At 70.1% G+C, this 16,142-nt stretch carries 14 protein-coding genes; 9 read left to right on the top strand and 5 right to left on the bottom strand.

Annotated elements, in window-relative coordinates:
• Positions 1–263: 263 nt before the first annotated feature.
• On the top strand, positions 264–3,323 hold the full coding sequence (locus DX116_RS17220; RefSeq protein WP_119705412.1) for an amidase family protein: 3,060 nt from the start codon (positions 264–266) through the stop codon (positions 3,321–3,323).
• Between the two features lie 133 nt (positions 3,324–3,456).
• On the opposite strand, the gene DX116_RS17215 is transcribed toward DX116_RS17220, so the two are convergent.
• The 4 genes from DX116_RS17215 to DX116_RS17200 all read right to left on the bottom strand — a co-directional run bounded on the left by DX116_RS17215 (position 3,457) and on the right by DX116_RS17200 (position 7,871).
• Entirely contained in the window at positions 3,457–3,903 is a 447-nt protein-coding gene (locus tag DX116_RS17215) for a DUF1810 domain-containing protein (protein ID WP_119705411.1), read from the bottom strand.
• Positions 3,900–6,290, bottom strand: a complete 2,391-nt coding sequence (locus tag DX116_RS17210; protein ID WP_119705410.1) for an FdhF/YdeP family oxidoreductase — start codon at positions 6,288–6,290, stop codon at positions 3,900–3,902. The genes DX116_RS17215 and DX116_RS17210 overlap by 4 nt, the downstream gene beginning before the upstream one ends.
• Before the next feature lie 65 nt (positions 6,291–6,355).
• Positions 6,356–6,793, bottom strand: a complete 438-nt coding sequence (locus DX116_RS17205) for a hypothetical protein (RefSeq protein WP_119705409.1) — start codon at positions 6,791–6,793, stop codon at positions 6,356–6,358.
• 19 nt (positions 6,794–6,812) lie between these two features.
• Entirely contained in the window at positions 6,813–7,871 is a 1,059-nt protein-coding gene (locus DX116_RS17200; protein WP_119705408.1) for an alpha/beta hydrolase, read from the bottom strand.
• A 144-nt stretch (positions 7,872–8,015) separates the two neighbouring features.
• Between DX116_RS17200 and DX116_RS17195 the strand changes: the two genes are divergently transcribed.
• Positions 8,016–9,392 (top strand): WS/DGAT/MGAT family O-acyltransferase, encoded by a 1,377-nt coding sequence (locus DX116_RS17195; protein ID WP_119705407.1) that lies wholly within the window; start codon positions 8,016–8,018, stop codon positions 9,390–9,392.
• 70 nt (positions 9,393–9,462) lie between these two features.
• On the opposite strand, the gene DX116_RS17190 is transcribed toward DX116_RS17195, so the two are convergent.
• Complete coding sequence (locus tag DX116_RS17190; RefSeq protein WP_119705406.1) at positions 9,463–9,834, bottom strand: DUF3592 domain-containing protein; 372 nt, start codon at positions 9,832–9,834, stop codon at positions 9,463–9,465.
• Between the two features lie 107 nt (positions 9,835–9,941).
• Here DX116_RS17190 and DX116_RS17185 point away from each other — a divergent pair, with 107 nt between their 5' ends.
• The 7 genes from DX116_RS17185 to DX116_RS17155 all read left to right on the top strand — a co-directional run bounded on the left by DX116_RS17185 (position 9,942) and on the right by DX116_RS17155 (position 16,136).
• The gene (locus DX116_RS17185) at positions 9,942–10,877 is read left to right on the top strand and encodes a TIGR01777 family oxidoreductase (RefSeq protein WP_119705405.1); all 936 of its coding nucleotides are present in this window, start codon (positions 9,942–9,944) and stop codon (positions 10,875–10,877) included.
• Between the two features lie 97 nt (positions 10,878–10,974).
• The gene (locus DX116_RS17180) at positions 10,975–11,847 is read left to right on the top strand and encodes a DMT family transporter (RefSeq protein WP_119705404.1); all 873 of its coding nucleotides are present in this window, start codon (positions 10,975–10,977) and stop codon (positions 11,845–11,847) included.
• A gap of 122 nt (positions 11,848–11,969) precedes the next feature.
• Positions 11,970–13,163, top strand: a complete 1,194-nt coding sequence (locus DX116_RS17175; RefSeq protein WP_119705403.1) for an acyl-CoA dehydrogenase family protein — start codon at positions 11,970–11,972, stop codon at positions 13,161–13,163.
• A gap of 38 nt (positions 13,164–13,201) precedes the next feature.
• Positions 13,202–13,687: a general stress protein gene (locus DX116_RS17170; RefSeq protein ID WP_119705402.1), complete on the top strand. Its 486-nt coding sequence runs from the start codon at positions 13,202–13,204 to the stop codon at positions 13,685–13,687.
• Positions 13,684–14,718, top strand: coding sequence for a MaoC family dehydratase (locus DX116_RS17165; protein WP_119705401.1), 1,035 nt, complete (start codon positions 13,684–13,686; stop codon positions 14,716–14,718). Before DX116_RS17170 ends, DX116_RS17165 begins: the two co-directional genes overlap by 4 nt.
• Positions 14,715–15,299: a histidine phosphatase family protein gene (locus DX116_RS17160; RefSeq protein WP_119705400.1), complete on the top strand. Its 585-nt coding sequence runs from the start codon at positions 14,715–14,717 to the stop codon at positions 15,297–15,299. The genes DX116_RS17165 and DX116_RS17160 overlap by 4 nt, the downstream gene beginning before the upstream one ends.
• Before the next feature lie 9 nt (positions 15,300–15,308).
• Positions 15,309–16,136 carry a PHP domain-containing protein gene (locus DX116_RS17155; RefSeq protein WP_119705399.1) on the top strand — a complete coding sequence of 276 codons (828 nt, stop codon included), beginning with the start codon at positions 15,309–15,311 and terminating at the stop codon, positions 16,134–16,136.
• The last annotated feature ends 6 nt before the right edge of the window (positions 16,137–16,142 follow it).

Here is a 16,142-nt window from a genome sequence, read left to right as displayed (position 1 = left end):
TCGTCCCGCCCCGGACCGGTGCGTGTCATCGGGGTGGCCACCCCGTCCGACCCCGGGGCAGGTGAGCGCGGTGACGGGGGTTCCCCCTGACGCCGCCGCCAGGACTCGCCTCGTTCGCGGCCCTCGCCCGCATGCGGCTAGGTGACGATTCGGTGACGGTCGACGTCGTTACCACCCGGAAATGATGGGGGAGCCGAAAAGTTACACGGTCTGCATAGAACGAGGGCGCAGATTCCCCCCACCAGAAAGCGGTCCCCCCACCCATGAGCTCCGCCTCGTCCGGACGCCGTCTCGCGCGTCTCGTCTCCCTCCCCCTCGCCTCGGCGCTGGGTGTCGGCCTGCTGGCCTGCACACCCTCGGCGCAGGCCCTCACCAGCGTCACCACCGGCAACGGTGCGACCGTCAACATCAACGACGCCCGCAGGCCGGGCATCGACACCGGCTCGATCCGCAACGTCTCCGGATCGCGGATGGAAGGCTTCGGCAACATCTTCGTCCACGTCGACACGCCTGCCGGTGACGCTCCCCGCATGAACGACCAGATGATGAGGGGGTTCGGCCTGACGGCGTCCGCGCCCGGCACCTACACCTCGACCAAGTCCGTCCGGCTCGACGACCTGCTGATGACCCGCAAGGTCCAGGTACAGGCCTCGACCAGCACGACGAGCTTCTTCGACACCTTCACGAACACGTCGGACAAGCCCCTGACCTTCAAGGTCTCGTTCGGTGGGTCGCTCGGTTCGGGGTTCACCACCACCGGCTCGAACCCCAGCCCGAACAAGGCCACGGTCACGGCGACGAGCAGCGGTGACGCGACGGTCGACACCGCCGACACGTGGATCGCCGCGACGACTCCGGGCAGCACCCGTCCCACGGGCGTCGTCGTCGGCTCCGGTGTCGACGCGCTGGCCGACCAGCAGTCGGACCCGTTCACGACCGCGTACGTGCCGACCGGCAGCCGCGCCAACGACCTCGGGTTCGTGCGCACGCTCACGGTCGACCCGGGCGAGACGACGTCCCTGATGCAGTACGTCGTGGTCGGCGCCGTCAGCGACGCTCAGATCGCCGCGACGACCGCGAGCGCGGCCGCAGCCCCCGACTTCGGCGGTCTGACGCTCGACGAGCTGTGCACGGTGTCGAACTGGAAGCTGTCCGACTCGACCCTGGCGGCCTGCGCCGGTGCGCAGCCGCTGGCGGTGCCCGCGGCCGACGCCGACGTCGCGCCCACCACCGCCGTCGGCTACGACGTGACGGGCAAGACCATCGCCCAGCTGCAGGCCGACATGGTCGACGGCACGGTCACGTCGGTGCAGGTCACGAAGGCCTACCTCGACCGCATCGAGGCCTACGACGGGGGTGCACTGGGCTTCAAGGCGTTCATCACCGTCGCGAAGGACGCCGTCGCCCAGGCGCTCGCCGCCGACAAGGCTCGGGCGTCCGGCGCGAAGGGCGACCTGCTCGGCGTCCCGATCGCGCTCAAGGACCTGTACGAGACCAAGGACATGCCGACCTCGGGCGGCACGCTCGCGCTGAAGGACTGGATGCCCGGCGTCGACGCCTGGCAGGTGCAGAAGCTGCGTGCGGCCGGCGCCGTCATCATCGGCAAGACCAACCTGTCCGAGTTCGCCAACTCGGGATCGTTCAGCGAGAGCGGCTTCAAGCAGACGTGGAACGCGCTGTACCCGTCCAAGACGTCGTTCGGCTCCAGCGGTGGATCGGCCACGGCCGTCGCGACCGACATGGCCGCGGCAGCGATGGGCACGCAGACTGGTGTCTCGCTGTACGCGCCGTCGACCGGTGCCGGCCTGACCTCGTTCCGCGGCACGGACGGCCTGACGAGCACCAACGGCGTCATGCCGCTGACGTGGGCGACCGACTACGCAGGCCCCATCGCCAAGTCGGTCACCGATGTCGCCTCGATGCTCGACGCCACCGCCACGCAGGCCACCGGCAACAACCCGGACGACCTGCTGACGTCCCGCGTCGACAACGCCAAGCGGCCGGTCGAGTGGAAGTCCGCGTTGAAGGCCGACGCGCTGCAGGGCAAGCGGATCGGCTACGTGCCGGCCGCGTTCGAGTCGACCGCCATCGCCGACGACAAGGCCGGTCTGGCGGCACTCGCCCAGCTGAAGAAGGCGGTCGAGGCCGCCGGAGGCACGCTGGTCCCGCTGCTGACCGGTGCCGCGTCGGCGCCGACGAACCCGCCCGCGAGCGGCTACACGTCCACCGGCGGCAGCGTCGGCGGAGAAGGATGGGAGCGGTACATCGCCGAGAAGCGGCCGAATCCGTTTCCGTTCTCGACGGCGACCGAGCTGCTGCGCAGCCCGCTCAACCTGCCGTACAACCAGTCCGGCAGCGGCGGGACCGGCATGGACGACACCAGCCTCGACAACCAGCTGCGTCGACGGGACGACTACAAGACCAACGCGGCCTCGTGGATGGACTCGTCGTTCGGCGCGACGGCCGAGACGGTCGCCCCGGTCGACGCGGTCGTCTACCCGGGCTTCCTGACCAGCGTCGGCAACAACGACGCGTCGTCGCCGATCTTCAGCTCCGACCGGGCGTCCGGTGTCATCACCCAGAGCATCGGACTGCCCACGGCGATCCTGCCGATCGGCTCCAACGACGAGGGCCAGTCCAACAACGTCCAGATCGTCGGACGGGCGTGGGACGACGCGAAGGTGCTGGGGCTCGGCTACGCGCTGGAGCAGCAGGCGAAGGCGAAGGTGCACACGGCGTTCGCGCCGGCACTGGCCTGGAGCGGTCCGGCGGCGTCCGCGACGTCCCTGCAGCTGAGCGACACCGCCGCGGTCTTCGGGCGGTCGGTCTCGGCGACGGTGTCGGTGGAGTCCGATCCGGCTGCGACGGGTGACGTCGAGGTCGAGGTCGCGGGCACCACGGTCCGGGGCACGCTGACGGGTGGGCGTGCGACGGTGACGCTGCCGTCAGACGTCCCGGTGGGCAGCCACCTGGTGACGGCGACGTACCAGGGATCCAAGACCGTGGCCGGCAGCAGGGCGACGGCCATGCTGAAGGTGGCCAAGAGGGGCACCACGGCTCGTATCCGTCTGGCCAAGACGACCGTGCGCAAGGGACAGCGAGCGCTCCTGCGCGTCGACGTCGATGCCCCGGCGCGCAGCACCGTGCTGATCTACGACGGGTCGAAGATCATCCGCACCGTCTCGGTCGGCAGCGGGAAGTCGTTGCGTCTGCCGAAGCTGTCCCCGGGACGTCACACGATCCGCGCCTACGTCGTGGCGGGGGAGCAGTACACGCCAGTGTGGACCTCGAAGGTGAAGCTGCGGGTGTCCAAGAAGAAGTAGTCCGGCGACCCGCCCCCTGGCGGTGGATCGTCCACGTTCTCGGTTCTTGTCAGGCCGGATCCCGTGGACGATCCACCGCTGCGGCTCGCAGCGGGGGTGGGTCAGATGAGCGCGAGCGTGGCTCGGCCGGACCTCAGACCAGCGAGAGCGTGGCTGGATCGGGACGACCGTCGAAGTGGCGCGTCAGCAGCATCTCGAACGTCGCCGTCTGGGGTACCGCGGCGCTGAACAGCGTCAGCGACGAGTGCAGCTTCTGGACGTCGATCGTTCCGAGCACGTCGGTCATCGAAACGTCGCCGAGGTCGAGCAGCGCCCGGCAGCACTGCTCGTAGCGCGGACCGAGCACGGGGTGCGCCCAGTAGGCGGCTGCCTCGTCGACGCCCGACAGCGCGTAGAGCACCGACATCTCGCTGCGCCCCAGTCCGCCGACCTGCGGGAACACGAACCACATCCAGTGGCTCGTCTTCGCCCCTGTGGTCAGCTCTCCGAGCGCCTGCTCGTACGTGCCGCCGGCCTGGGCGTCGACGAACCGCTGCAGGCCGTAGGGGTCTGCGGGATCGGCGGCGTCTGCGTCGGTCACGACAGGTGGGCGGGCTGCGGGTGCTTCTTGTGCCCCTCGTCCGACCCCTCCGCGTCCTGTCCGTCGTCGGTGTCGTCGGGCTGCTGCGTGTCGTACGACCCGTGCCGGGTGCGGGACGTGTCGGCTGCGGCCATCGAGATGATGACGGCCTTCGACGTCGGCGTGTTGCTGCCCTCGGCCGTCGAGTCGAGCGGCACCAAGGGATTGGTCTCGGGGTAGTACGCCGCTGCCGTGCCACGCGGCGTGTCGTACGAGACGATGCGGAAGTCGGGAGCCATGCGGACGATGTCGTCATCGTCCCACCGGGCCGTGAGGTCGACGAGGTCGCCGTCGGAGAAGCCCAGGTGGGCGATGTCGTCGGGGTGGACGAACACGACGCGACGCCCGCCCTCGATGCCGCGGTAGCGGTCGCTCTTGCCGTAGATGGTGGTGTTGTACTGGTCGTGGCTGCGCAGCGTCTGCAGCAGCAGGTGACCCTCGGGCACCTCGAGCACGTTGATCGGCGACGCCACGAACTCGGCCAGACCCGACTCGGTCTGGAAGGTGCGGGTGTCGCGAGGCGGGTGCGGCAGCACGAAGCCGCCCGGACGGTCGACCTTGGCCGTGTACTCCTCGCAGCCGACGACGACCCGCGAGATGTGGTCGCGGATGACGTCGTAGTCGTCGCGCATGGCGGCCCAGCGGATGCCGTAGCGGTCGCCCAGGGTGGCCTCGGCGAATCCGCACACGATCGCTGTCTCCGAGCGCAGGTGCGGGCTGGCCGGGTCGAGCACGCCGCGCGACGCGTGGACCGCGCACACCGAGTCCTCGACGCTGATGAACTGCTCCTTGCCGCCCCGGATGTCCTTCTCGGTGCGCCCGAGGGTCGGCAGGATCAGCGCCGTCTCGCCGCAGCGCAGGTGCGACCGGTTGAGCTTGGTCGAGATCTGCACCGTCAGGCGCGTCTTGGTCATCGCCTCGGCGGTGACCGCCGTGTCGGGCGAGGCGTGGACGAAGTTGCCGCCCAGCCCGATGAAGACATGGGCCTTCCCGTCGCGCATCGCGCGGATCGAGTCGACCGTGTCGAGCCCGTGCTCGCGCGGCGGGTCGAAGCCGAACTCGGTCTGCAGCGAGTCGAGGAACGCCTGCGGCGGACGCTCCCAGATGCCCATCGTGCGGTCGCCCTGCACGTTGGAGTGGCCGCGCACGGGGAACAGGCCCGCACCGGGCTTGCCGATGTCGCCGCGCGCGAAGGCGACGTTGCAGACCTCCTTGATCGTGGCGACGGCGTTGCGGTGCTGCGTCAGGCCCATCGCCCAGCAGTAGATCGTCTTGCTCGACGCGCGGATCATCTCGGCGGCCTGGGTGATCAGCTCGCGCGACAGACCCGTCGCGTGCTCGACCGTCGCCCAGTCGACCGACCGGACGTGCTCGGCCCACTGCTCGAAGCCCGTCGTGTGACGGTCGATGAAGTCGTGGTCGAGCGCGTCCCACTCGACGAGCAGCGAGCCGACCGCCTGGAAGAAGGCCAGGTCGCCGTTGATCTTGATCGGCAGGTGCAGGTCGGCGATGTCGGTGCCCTTGCCCACGATGCCGCGCGGCACCTGGGGGTTGCGGAAGTTGTGCAGGCCGGCCTCGCGGAGCGGGTTGACGGCGATGATCTTGGCGCCGCGGCGCTTGGCGATCTCGAGCGCCGACAGCATGCGGGGGTGGTTGGTGCCGGGGTTCTGACCGGCGATCAGGATCACGTCGGCCTGGTAGACGTCGTTCATCGAGACGCTGGCCTTGCCGATGCCGATCGACTCGGCCAGCGCGATGCTGGTCGACTCGTGGCACATGTTCGAGCAGTCGGGCATGTTGTTGGTGCCGAGCGCGCGGACGAACAGCTGGTACGCGAAGGCGGCCTCGTTCGAGGCGCGTCCGGACGTGTAGAAGATCGCCTCGTCGGGGGAGTCGAGCGCCGTGAGGTGCTCGGCGATGATCGCGTTGGCCTCGTCCCACTGGATCGGCTCGTAGTGGGTTCCGCCGGGACGCTTGACCATGGGGTGCGTGATGCGTCCCTGCTGGCCGAGCCAGTACTCGTCGTGGGCGTCGAGCTCGGCGATGCTGTAGCGGGCGAAGAGCTCGGGGGTGGCGCGGTCCTTCGTGGCCTCCTCGGCCACGGCCTTGGCGCCGTTCTCGCAGAACTCGGCGGCGTGGCGGTTCTCCGGGTCGGGGTCGGGCCAGGCGCAGCTCATGCAGTCGAAGCCGTCGGCCTGGTTGAGCTTGAGCAGGGTCTTGGCGGTGTTCTTGACCCCCATGTGCCCCACGGCGCGCTTCATGGAGACAGCGACGGCGGTGACGCCTGCCGCGTGATCCTCCGGTCCGTGAACCCTCAGGTCTGCCTCGTCGATGCTGTCCTTGCCCATGATGGCCTCCTGCCGTCGATGTCCAGTCTCTCCCGGGCACCGCCGCGCCGCACGCCGCGGGGGTCTCAGCGCGCGAGTCGCGGTGAGGTGTGGCCGATGTCGTCCGAGATGGCGGCCGGCGTTGACGCCGGGGCGTCGGGCACGAGCCGGACCACGACCGACTCGGCCGCCCACCGCTCGACGGCGGTGGCGCTGTCGGCCAGGTTGAGCCGCCCGGCCCGCAGTGCCGAGGTGACGGTCTCCCAGTGCTCGGAGCCCGGGGCGACGACCTCGACGCGAGCCTCGACACGTGCGGCGAGTGCCCGGGTCGACTTGCTGCGCAGGCTGATGGTGACGGCCCGCTGCTCCGCGATGCCGGGCAGCGACTGCTCGGCGCCCCCGCTGACGACGCACACGGCGTCGCCGACCCACTCGTGCCAGACGGCGTGGTCGCGGCCGGCGTAGGTGACCCAGACGAGCCCGGACTTCTTGGCCAGGTCGGCGACGAGGTCGGTGGTGCTCACCTGGTCAGGACATCACACGTCAGAGCTGCGCCGCACGCGCGGTGCGCAGCGTCGTCACGGGAGCGGACGTGACGACCGCGGCCGGGACGCTCGACGGCATCTCGCGCTCGGCGAGGCCGCGCACGAAGGAACCGATCTCGTCGATCGCGAGCCGGGCCTCGGGGACCCACGACGCCGCGGCCTGGAAGACGTGCACCTGCTTCTCCCACACCTGCAGGTCGCAGGGCACGCCCGCCGAGACCAGCCGGTTGGCCATCAGCTCGGCATCGGCCATCAGCACCTCGCGCGATCCGACGTGGATGAGCGCGGGCGGCATGTCGGCCAGGGGCATGTTGACGGGGTCGACCCGGCGGGCCGTGACGCCCCGGCGGGTGTCGACGCGCAGCGAGACGTCGCTGAGCCGCGCGACCGCGCGGACCGGGAACGTCTGGCAGCGGTTGGCGTTGCGGTGCGCCTGCTTGCCCGTGGGGTCGAAGTCGAGCAGCGGCGACAGGGCGACGACGCCGGACGGACGTCCCCACCCGCGGTCGATGACGGCGCGGGCGACGCTGAACGCGAGGTAGCCGCCGGCCGAGTCGCCGGCGATCGTGATGTTCTCGGCGCGGTAGCCCTGGTCGAGCAGCCAGCGGAAGCCGTCGACCCCGTCGGCGACCGACTCGTTGATCGGCTCGTAGGGCATCTGCCGGTAGCCGACGTTGAGCACGGGCTGCCGCGCGGCGTACGAGATGCGCGACACGAGCCGGCGGTGGGTGTTGAGCCCGCACGTCAGGAAGGCGCCGCCGTGGAAGTACAGGATCGCTCGCTCGTTGCCGCCGCCCAGGTCGCTGACGCCCTTGGCCTGCAACCACTCGCTGGTGGTGGTCGGCAGGTCGACCGGACGCCACATCGTGCCCTCGTGCACGGGCAGCAGCTTGGCCGCGTGCTCGACGACGTTGGGCGGGAAGACGTCGAACGGCAGGTGCGTCCAGAGGCCGAGCAGCGGTCGGACCGTGTGCCGCAGGGTGAGTCCGAGAGCCTTCGACCGCAGGCTGGAGCCGCGGAAGTACTGCGGCTCGGCGGCCAGCGACAGGTGCGCCATGGTTGCTCCTCGGACGGCTCGGCGGTGCTCGCGATGCGTTCACCGAAGTTTCACATAGAGTGACCTGCGCCACACGTGGATGTCAGCGTACTGCCGGTACGTCCACTGCGCAGCCGCAGGACCACTCCCGCAGAGAGACCGCCCATGTCATTCATGCCGCCCACCGACTCGATGTTCCTCCTGGCGGAGTCGCGCGAGCACCCGATGCACGTCGGCGGGCTCCAGCTGTTCACCCCGCCGGAGGGGGCCGGCCCCGACTTCGTCCGCGAGCTCATCGAGTCGTTCCGGGCGCACGAGGTGTCGCCGCTGTTCCGCAAGCGGCCGGCCGAGCCGGTGGGCTCGGTCGGCAACACGTGGTGGAAGGTCGACTCCGAGATCGACCTCGAGTACCACGTGCGTCACTCGGCGGTGCCGCAGCCCGGACGCATCCGCGAGCTGCTGCAGCTCACGTCGCGCTGGCACGGATCGCTGCTCGACCGCCACCGTCCCCTGTGGGAGGCGCACGTCGTCGAAGGTCTTGCCGACGGCCGGTTCGCGGTCTACAGCAAGGTGCACCACTCGATGCTCGACGGCGTCGGGGCGCTCGGTCTCATGAAGCGATCGCTGAGCGTCGACCCCGACGCCCGTGACTGCGTGCCCCCGTGGTCGCTCCCGTCGCGCGGCGGGTCGGGGGCGGCCTCGCGCAAGGACCGCGACCCGAGGTCGATGCTGCGAGCGGGCGCCGACGTCGTCGGCGACCTCGCGGGGCTGGTGCCGGCGACCCTGCGCATCGCCAACCAGGTCATCCGGGACGGCGACGTGACCCTGCCGCGCGCACCGAAGACCATCCTCAACGGACCCGTGGGCGGTGCGCGGCGGTTCGCGGCTCAGTCGTGGGAGATCGAGCGCATCCAGCGTGTCGCCAAGTCGTCCGCCACGACGCTCAACGACGTGGTGCTCGCGATGGTCTCGGGCGCTCTGCGCCAGTACCTGCTCGACCAGCACGCGCTGCCCGACGACCCCATGACCGCGATGGTGCCGATCTCGCTGGCGCTGCGGGCCGACTCGGCCGGAGGCTCCGACGGGGGCAACTCGGTCGGCGCGATCGTCGTCAACCTGGCGACCGACCGCGAGCACGGGGCCACCCGTCTGGAGGAGATCGCGTACTCGTCGCGGTCGGCCAAGAAGATCATGGGCGATCTGACGCCGACGCAGATCCTGGCGTTCTCGGCCGTCCAGATGCTGCCGCTGGCCATGACGCCGATCCCGGGCTTCGTGCGCTACACGCACCCGCCGTTCAACGTCATCATCTCGAACGTCCCGGGGCCCAAGGAGCAGATGTACTTCAACGGAGCCAAGCTCGAGGGGATGTACCCCGTCTCGATCGTGCTCGACGGGCAGGCGCTCAACATCACGCTGACGAGCCGCGACAAGTACCTCGACTTCGGGCTCATCGGCTGCCGCCGGTCGGTGCCGTCGCTGCAGCGGCTGCTGACCCACCTCGAGGCGGCTCTCGCCGAGCTCGAGCAGAGCTGGGGCTGACGCCGACCCGGACGTCGTCACGTGTGTACGTGGAGGAGCCCACTCGTGGTGACGTCCGAGGTGGGGTGGGTCAGAGGACGAGCATCAGGATGCCGGCGACGGCCACCAGGTCGGCGATCGCGATGAGCACGAACACCTGCGTCAGGGGAGTGGCGGTGCGGGCCGTCGAGGGGCTCTTCGGGTCGTAGCGCACCTGGACCGTCCCGCCGACGCCGTCGCCCGTCGAGGTCGCGTCGGGCGACCAGACGGTGTGCTCGGTGCCGTCGCCGGACGTGTACGTGAACGAGGCGCCTCGGTGGGGAGCCCACGGCGGGGCGCTGCTCGACAGGCCGACGATCGTGCCCGTCGTGCGGGCCCACCCGGTCGGACGGACGATCAGCGACGTCGCGAAGAGGCTGAGGGCGGCGCCCACGACGATGAGGGCGATGGCGACGAGGGTCATGCGCGCATCGTTTCACGGCCGAGCAGAACCCTCTGACGACCACCTAGTTGAACATGTTCAAATAATCGTCCAGGTTGAAATTGAACACGTTCAACAAAGGAGTCGACATGCAGGACCACAGCGCGCGGACCGCCGTCGTCGCGGGGGCGTCGGGCTACATCGGTCGACACGTCGTGGAGGCGCTGAGCGGTCGGGGCATGCGGGTGCTCACCATCGGTCGGGACGCGCCGGCCGACGCCACGTGGGACGACCCGGCATCCCTCGACCGCGTGCTCGCCGATGCCGATCTGTTGGTCAACCTCGCGGGCCGCTCGGTCAGCTGCCGCTACGGCAAGCGCAACGCCGACGAGATCCTGGCGTCGCGGATCGGCACGACCGCCGCCCTGGGGCGGGCTCTGCAGCGCGTGGCGTCGCCGAGCCTGCTGTGGATCAACGCCAGCACGGGCACGATCTATCGCGACGCCCGCGACCGGCCGATGGGCGAGGCCGACGGCGAGATCGGGTCGGGCTTCTCGGTCGAGGTCGCCCGTGCCTGGGAGCGCGAGCTCTTCGACGCCCCGGCGGACGTCCGCAAGGTCGCGCTGAGGATGTCGATCGTGCTGGGCTCCGGTGGAGGCGCCATCAACCCGATCATCAACCTGGCGCGCCTCGGATTCGGCGGTCGGATGGGCGACGGCGGGCAGAAGGTGAGCTGGGTGCACGTGGACGATGTCGTCGGCGCGGTGCTGCACCTGGTCGACCATCCCGAGATCTCCGGGCCGGTCAACGTGGCGGCGCCCGAGGTCGTGACCAACTCCGAGCTGATGGCCGGGGTGCGCGCCGCGATGGGACGACGAGTGGGCCTGCCGGAGCCTGCCTGGGTCCTCGAGGCCGGCGCGAGGATCATCCGCACCGAGGCCGAGCTGGTGCTCAAGAGCCGGTGGGTCGCGTCGGACGTCCTGATGGCGTCGGGGTACTCGTTCGTCCACGAGACGTTGGAGTCCGCGCTCGACGAGATCGCGGCCCGCACGCCGCGCGGGTTGCTGCCGGTCGCCCTCGGATGACTGTGAGGCCTCGTCGGGTGGGCGTCCGGCGTCGTCGCGGAGCTGGTCCGACGGAGGCTGAGCACGCGCCGCTCCATGGGGAGGCCACACTGATCCGGTGAACGTCTTCCTCGTCGTCGTGGCGATCCTCGGAGTCTCGGCGTCCGGCCCGCTCATGGCAGGGGCGTCCGCACCGGCGCTGGCGATCGCGTTCTGGCGCAACGCACTCGGCACCATCGCCATCGCGCCCGTGGTGGCGCCCCGCGCGCGCCACGAGCTCGCCACGCTGGGACGGGACGGGTGGCGCACCACGGTGTTCGCGGCCGTCATGCTCGCGCTGCACTTCGGCACGTGGGTCAGCGCGCTCAAGATGACGTCGGTCGCCGCCGCCACGGCGATGGTCAGCATGCAGGTCGTCTTCGTCGTCCTGATCGACCGCTTCCGCGGCGAGCGCACGCCCCGGTCGGTCGTCGGCGGCATCTCGCTGGCGATCGTCGGTGTCCTCGTCATCACGGGGGTCGACTTCTCGCTGTCGGCCCGTGCACTCACCGGCGACCTGCTGGCGCTGGTCGGCGGTCTGACGGCCGCCCTCTACATGATCGCGGGCAGCCAGGTGCGCGAGCGCGTCTCGACCGGCTCCTACACCGTCGCCTGCTACGGCATCTGCGCCGCGACCCTGCTGGTGGCGTGCGTCGTCGCGCAGGTCGAGCTGGTCGACTTCAGCGGACGCACGTGGCTCGCGATCGTCGGCGTCACGATCTGCGCCCAGCTGCTGGGGCACTCGGTCCTCAACCACCTGCTGGCCGTCATGAGCCCGGGCCTCATCTCCCTGCTGCTCCTGCTGGAGGTGCCGGGGGCGGCCATCCTGGCCGGCCTCTTCCTCGACCAGACGCCGCCCGCGGGCGTCTACGCGGGCCTCGCGCTGATCCTCGCGGGGCTCGTCGTGGTGGTGCTCCGCCGGCCGCCGTCAGCACCCGCCCTCGCCGACTGAGAGTCGCGCCAGGTTAACGTCTTGTAACGCAGGTCACCTGGCGCTCGTGGGGACGGGCCCGTTTCTTGTCGGTACATTCAGCAAGTCGTCGAAGGCCGCACGCCAACCGTTGGAGGATCACGATGGGTCGTCTTGTCAGCACCGAAGGTCTCACCGAGGATCAGCAGGAGATCCTGAAGCTGGTGCGGCAGTTCGTGGAGAAGGAGATCATCCCGGTAGCGACCGAGCTGGAGCACAAGGACGAGTACCCGACCGACATCGTCGAGGGCCTCAAGGAGCTCGGCATCTTCGGCCTGATGATCCCCGAGGAGTTCGGCGGTCTGGGCGAGTCGCTGCTGACCTACGCCCTGGTGGTCGAGGAGATCGCCCGCGGATGGATGAGCGTGTCCGGCGTCATCAACACGCACTTCATCGTCGCCTACCTGCTGATGCAGCACGGCACCGACGAGCAGAAGCAGAAGTACCTGCCCAAGATGGCCACGGGCGAGGTCCGTGGTGCGTTCAGCATGAGCGAGCCCAGCCTCGGCTCGGACGTCTCGGCCATCAGCACCAAGGCCACCAAGACCGACGACGGCTCGTACGAGATCACGGGCCAGAAGATGTGGCTGACCAACGGCGGCTCGTCCACGCTGGTCGCGGTCCTGGTCAAGACCGACGAGGGCGACGACAGCGTCTACAAGAACATGACGACCTTCCTCATCGAGAAGGAGGCCGGCTTCGGCGAGACGGCCCAGGGCATCACGATCCCGGGCAAGATCGACAAGATGGGCTACAAGGGCATCGACACCACCGAGATGATCCTCGAGAAGCACAAGAGCTCGGCCGACCAGATCCTCGGCGGCAAGCCCGGCCAGGGCTTCTACCAGATGATGGACGGCGTCGAGGTCGGCCGCGTCAACGTCGGCGCCCGCGCCGTCGGCATCGCCAACCGCGCCTTCGAGCTCGGCATCGCCTACGCGCAGCAGCGCGAGACGTTCGGCAAGCCGATCGCCCAGCACCAGGCGATCTTGTTCCGCCTGGCCGAGATGGCCACCAAGGTCGAGACGGCGCACGCGATGGTCGTCAAGGCCGCCCGCCTCAAGGACGCCGGCAAGCGCAACGACGTCGAGGCCGGCATGGCCAAGATGATCGCCAGCGAGTACTGCAACGAGGTGGTGCAGGACTCGTTCCGCATCCACGGTGGCTACGGTTACTCCAAGGAGTACGAGATCGAGCGGCTCTACCGCGAGGCGGCGTTCATGCTCATCGGTGAAGGCACGTCCGACATCCAGAAGATGATCATCGGCCGCGCACTCCTCAAGGACTACAAGCTCTAAGACCGATCCACCGAGCACCCACCGAGCAAGGGGCAGACATGGCCGAGATCTTCTCACTCGAGTACCCGCAGTCGCTGGGGGTGTTCGACAAGTACGCCGACGCGCAGAAGGCCGTCGACTTCCTGTCCGACCACGAGTTCCCGGTCCAGAACGTGCTGATCGTCGGCACCGAGCTCAAGCAGGTCGAGCGGGTCACCGGACGCCTCACCTGGGGCAAGGTGCTGTCGGCCGGCGCGTCATCGGGCTTCATGCTCGGGCTGCTGATCGGATTGGTCGTCAGCCTGTTCACCGACGGCAGCTCGGCCGTCTCGACGATCCTCGGCGGCATCCTGCTCGGCCTGGCCTTCGGCATGATCTCCGGCGCACTCGGCTACGCGGCGACGCGGGGACAGCGAGACTTCAGCTCGGTGCAGAAGGTCGTCGCGACGAAGTACGAGGTGCTCGTCGAGCACAAGTTCCTGGCCGACGGCACGGCGCTTCTCGCCACCATGCCCGGCTCGCCCTCGGCCAACCCGTTCGCATGACCAAGACCGATCCCGGCAACTTCTTCGAGGACTTCTCGATCGGCCAGGTGCTCGAGCACGCGACGCCGCGCACCGTCACCGAGGGCGACCGGGCGCTCTACCAGGCGCTGTACCCGACGCGGTTCGCGGTGCCGTCGTCGGCCGAGTTCGCCGCCTCGGTGGGCCTGTCGCCCGCTCCGGTCGAGGAGCTCGTCGCCTTCCACATCGCGTTCGGCAAGACCGTCCCCGACGTCTCGCTCAACGCGGTGGCCAACCTCGGCTACGCCGAGTGCCGCTTCCATCGTCCGGTCGTGCCGGGCGACACCCTGCGCACGTCGTCGGAGGTCATCGGACTCAAGCAGAACTCCAACGGCAGGACCGGTGTCGTGTACGTCCGCTCGACGGCCACCAACCAGCGCGGCGAGGTCGTGATCGACTGGGCTCGCTGGGTCATGGTGCACAAGCGCGACGCCGCCGCGCCCGCGCCCGAGACGGTCGTCCCCGACCTGGCCTCCGCCGTCGCCGCCGACGAGCTGGTGCTGCCCGAGGGCCTCGACTTCACCGGCTACGACGTCGGGGCGGCGGGCGAGCCGCACCGCTTCGACGACTACGAGATCGGCGAGACGATCGACCACGTCGACGGCGTCACGCTCACCGATCCCGAGCACATGCTCGCGACGCGGCTGTGGCAGAACACCGCCAAGGTCCACTTCAGCACCGATGCGCGTCCCGACGGCAGTCGCCTGGTGTACGGCGGGCACATCATCTCGATGGCTCGTGCGCTGTCGTTCAACGGCTTGGCCAACGCCCAGCTGATCGCTGCGATCAACGCCGGCGCCCACGTCGCCCCGGCCTTCGCCGGCGACACGGTCTACGCGTGGTCCGAGGTGCTCGACAAGGCCGAGACACCGGCGCCCGGCGTGGGCGCCCTGCGGCTGCGCCTCGTGGCCACCAAGGGGCGCGACGAGACGACCACTCTGCGCGGCGACGACGGGAAGTACCGGGACGGCGTGCTGCTCGACCTCGACTACTGGGCGCTCGTCCCCCGATGAGCGGCGATGCGACGCCCACCGAGCTGTGGCTGGTGCGTCACGGTGAGACGGAGTGGAGCCGTTCGGGCCAGCACACGTCCGTCACCGACCTCGGGCTGACGCCCGACGGCGAGTCCGTCGCGACGCGGCTGACGCACCCCTTGGCCGAGTGCTCGTTCGCCCAGGTGCTGACGAGCCCGCGCCGACGGGCCAGGCGGACCGCCGAGCTCGCCGGCTTCGCGCACGCCGAGCCCGACGCCGACCTGGCCGAGTGGGCCTACGGCGACTACGAGGGCCTCACGACGCCGCAGATCCACGAGTCCGATCCCGGCTGGTCGATCTGGACGGGCTCGACGCCCGGCGGCGAGACCGCCGCGCAGGTGGGAGAGCGGCTCGACCGCGTCGTCGCCCGCGCGCGTGCCGTCGACGGACGCACGCTGGTCTTCGCGCACGGTCACTCGCTGCGAGTGCTGGCCGCCCGCTGGCTGGGGCTCGAGGTGTCGGAGGGACGTATCTTCGACCTCGACACGGCGACGGTCTCGGTGCTCGGCGACGACCGCGGCACCCCGGTCGTCCGCCGCTGGAACGTGGCGCCTCGATAGCCTGACCCCGTGCGCATCGACCTCCACACCCACTCGAACCGCTCGGACGGCACCGACTCACCCGCCGAGCTGGTCGAGAAGGCTGCGGCCCAGGGCCTCGACGTCGTCGCCCTGACCGATCACGACTCGACGGCGGGCTGGGACGAGGCGCGGGAGGCCGGCGAGCGGGCCGGCATCGAGGTGATCGGCGGCATCGAGATCTCGACGATGCTCGACGGCGTCAGCATCCACCTGCTGGGCTACGGCTTCGACCCCGACGACCCGGCGCTGCTGGCCGAGCTGGGACGCGTCCTGGGTGGGCGCGACGACCGTCTGCCCGCGCTGCTCGAGCAGCTGGCGTCGCACGACATGCCGCTCACGGTCGCCGACGTCGTGGCGCAGTCCGGTGCCGCCGCCGCGTCAGGGCGTCCCCACGTGGCCGACGCCATGGTCGCGGCGGGCTACGTGCGCGACCGGGACGAGGCGTTCCGGCACTGGCTGTACGACGACGGGCCGGTCTACGTCGCGCGCTACGGCACGCCGCTGACCGACGCGATCGACCTCGTGGCGCAGGCCGGTGGCGTCTCGGTCGTCGCACATCCCTGGGCGCGCAAGGCCCGCCGCGTGCTGACCCCCGAGGTGATCGCGGGTCTCGCCGAGAAGGGGCTCGGCGGCATCGAGGTCGACCACCTCAACCACTCGGACGAGACGCGCGCCGAGCTGCGGGCGCTGGCGCGCGACCTCGATCTCGTCGTGACGGGCTCGAGCGACTACCACGGCGCCGGCAAGGGCCCCGAGTTCCACCTCGGCGCCCACACCACGGCCCCGGCCGAGTTCGAACGGCTGCTGAACCGCTGAGCACCC

It is taken from the genome of Aeromicrobium endophyticum (assembly GCF_003586285.1).
In the GTDB taxonomy this organism is placed as follows: domain Bacteria; phylum Actinomycetota; class Actinomycetes; order Propionibacteriales; family Nocardioidaceae; genus Aeromicrobium; species Aeromicrobium endophyticum.
This window is presented reverse-complemented; position numbering and strand designations above follow the sequence as displayed.

Excerpts from the sequence above, each read along its gene's own strand:
- DX116_RS17185 (WP_119705405.1), top strand. The coding sequence starts at position 9,942 with ATGCAGGACCACAGCGCGCGGACCGCCGTCGTCGCGGGGGCGTCGGGC.
- DX116_RS17170 (WP_119705402.1), top strand. The coding sequence starts at position 13,202 with ATGGCCGAGATCTTCTCACTCGAGTACCCGCAGTCGCTGGGGGTGTTC.
- DX116_RS17210 (WP_119705410.1), bottom strand. The coding sequence starts at position 6,290 with ATGGGCAAGGACAGCATCGACGAGGCAGACCTGAGGGTTCACGGACCG.
- DX116_RS17195 (WP_119705407.1), top strand. The coding sequence starts at position 8,016 with ATGTCATTCATGCCGCCCACCGACTCGATGTTCCTCCTGGCGGAGTCG.
- DX116_RS17160 (WP_119705400.1), top strand. The coding sequence starts at position 14,715 with ATGAGCGGCGATGCGACGCCCACCGAGCTGTGGCTGGTGCGTCACGGT.
- DX116_RS17200 (WP_119705408.1), bottom strand. The coding sequence starts at position 7,871 with ATGGCGCACCTGTCGCTGGCCGCCGAGCCGCAGTACTTCCGCGGCTCC.
- DX116_RS17175 (WP_119705403.1), top strand. The coding sequence starts at position 11,970 with ATGGGTCGTCTTGTCAGCACCGAAGGTCTCACCGAGGATCAGCAGGAG.
- DX116_RS17220 (WP_119705412.1), top strand. The coding sequence starts at position 264 with ATGAGCTCCGCCTCGTCCGGACGCCGTCTCGCGCGTCTCGTCTCCCTC.
- DX116_RS17165 (WP_119705401.1), top strand. The coding sequence starts at position 13,684 with ATGACCAAGACCGATCCCGGCAACTTCTTCGAGGACTTCTCGATCGGC.
- DX116_RS17190 (WP_119705406.1), bottom strand. The coding sequence starts at position 9,834 with ATGACCCTCGTCGCCATCGCCCTCATCGTCGTGGGCGCCGCCCTCAGC.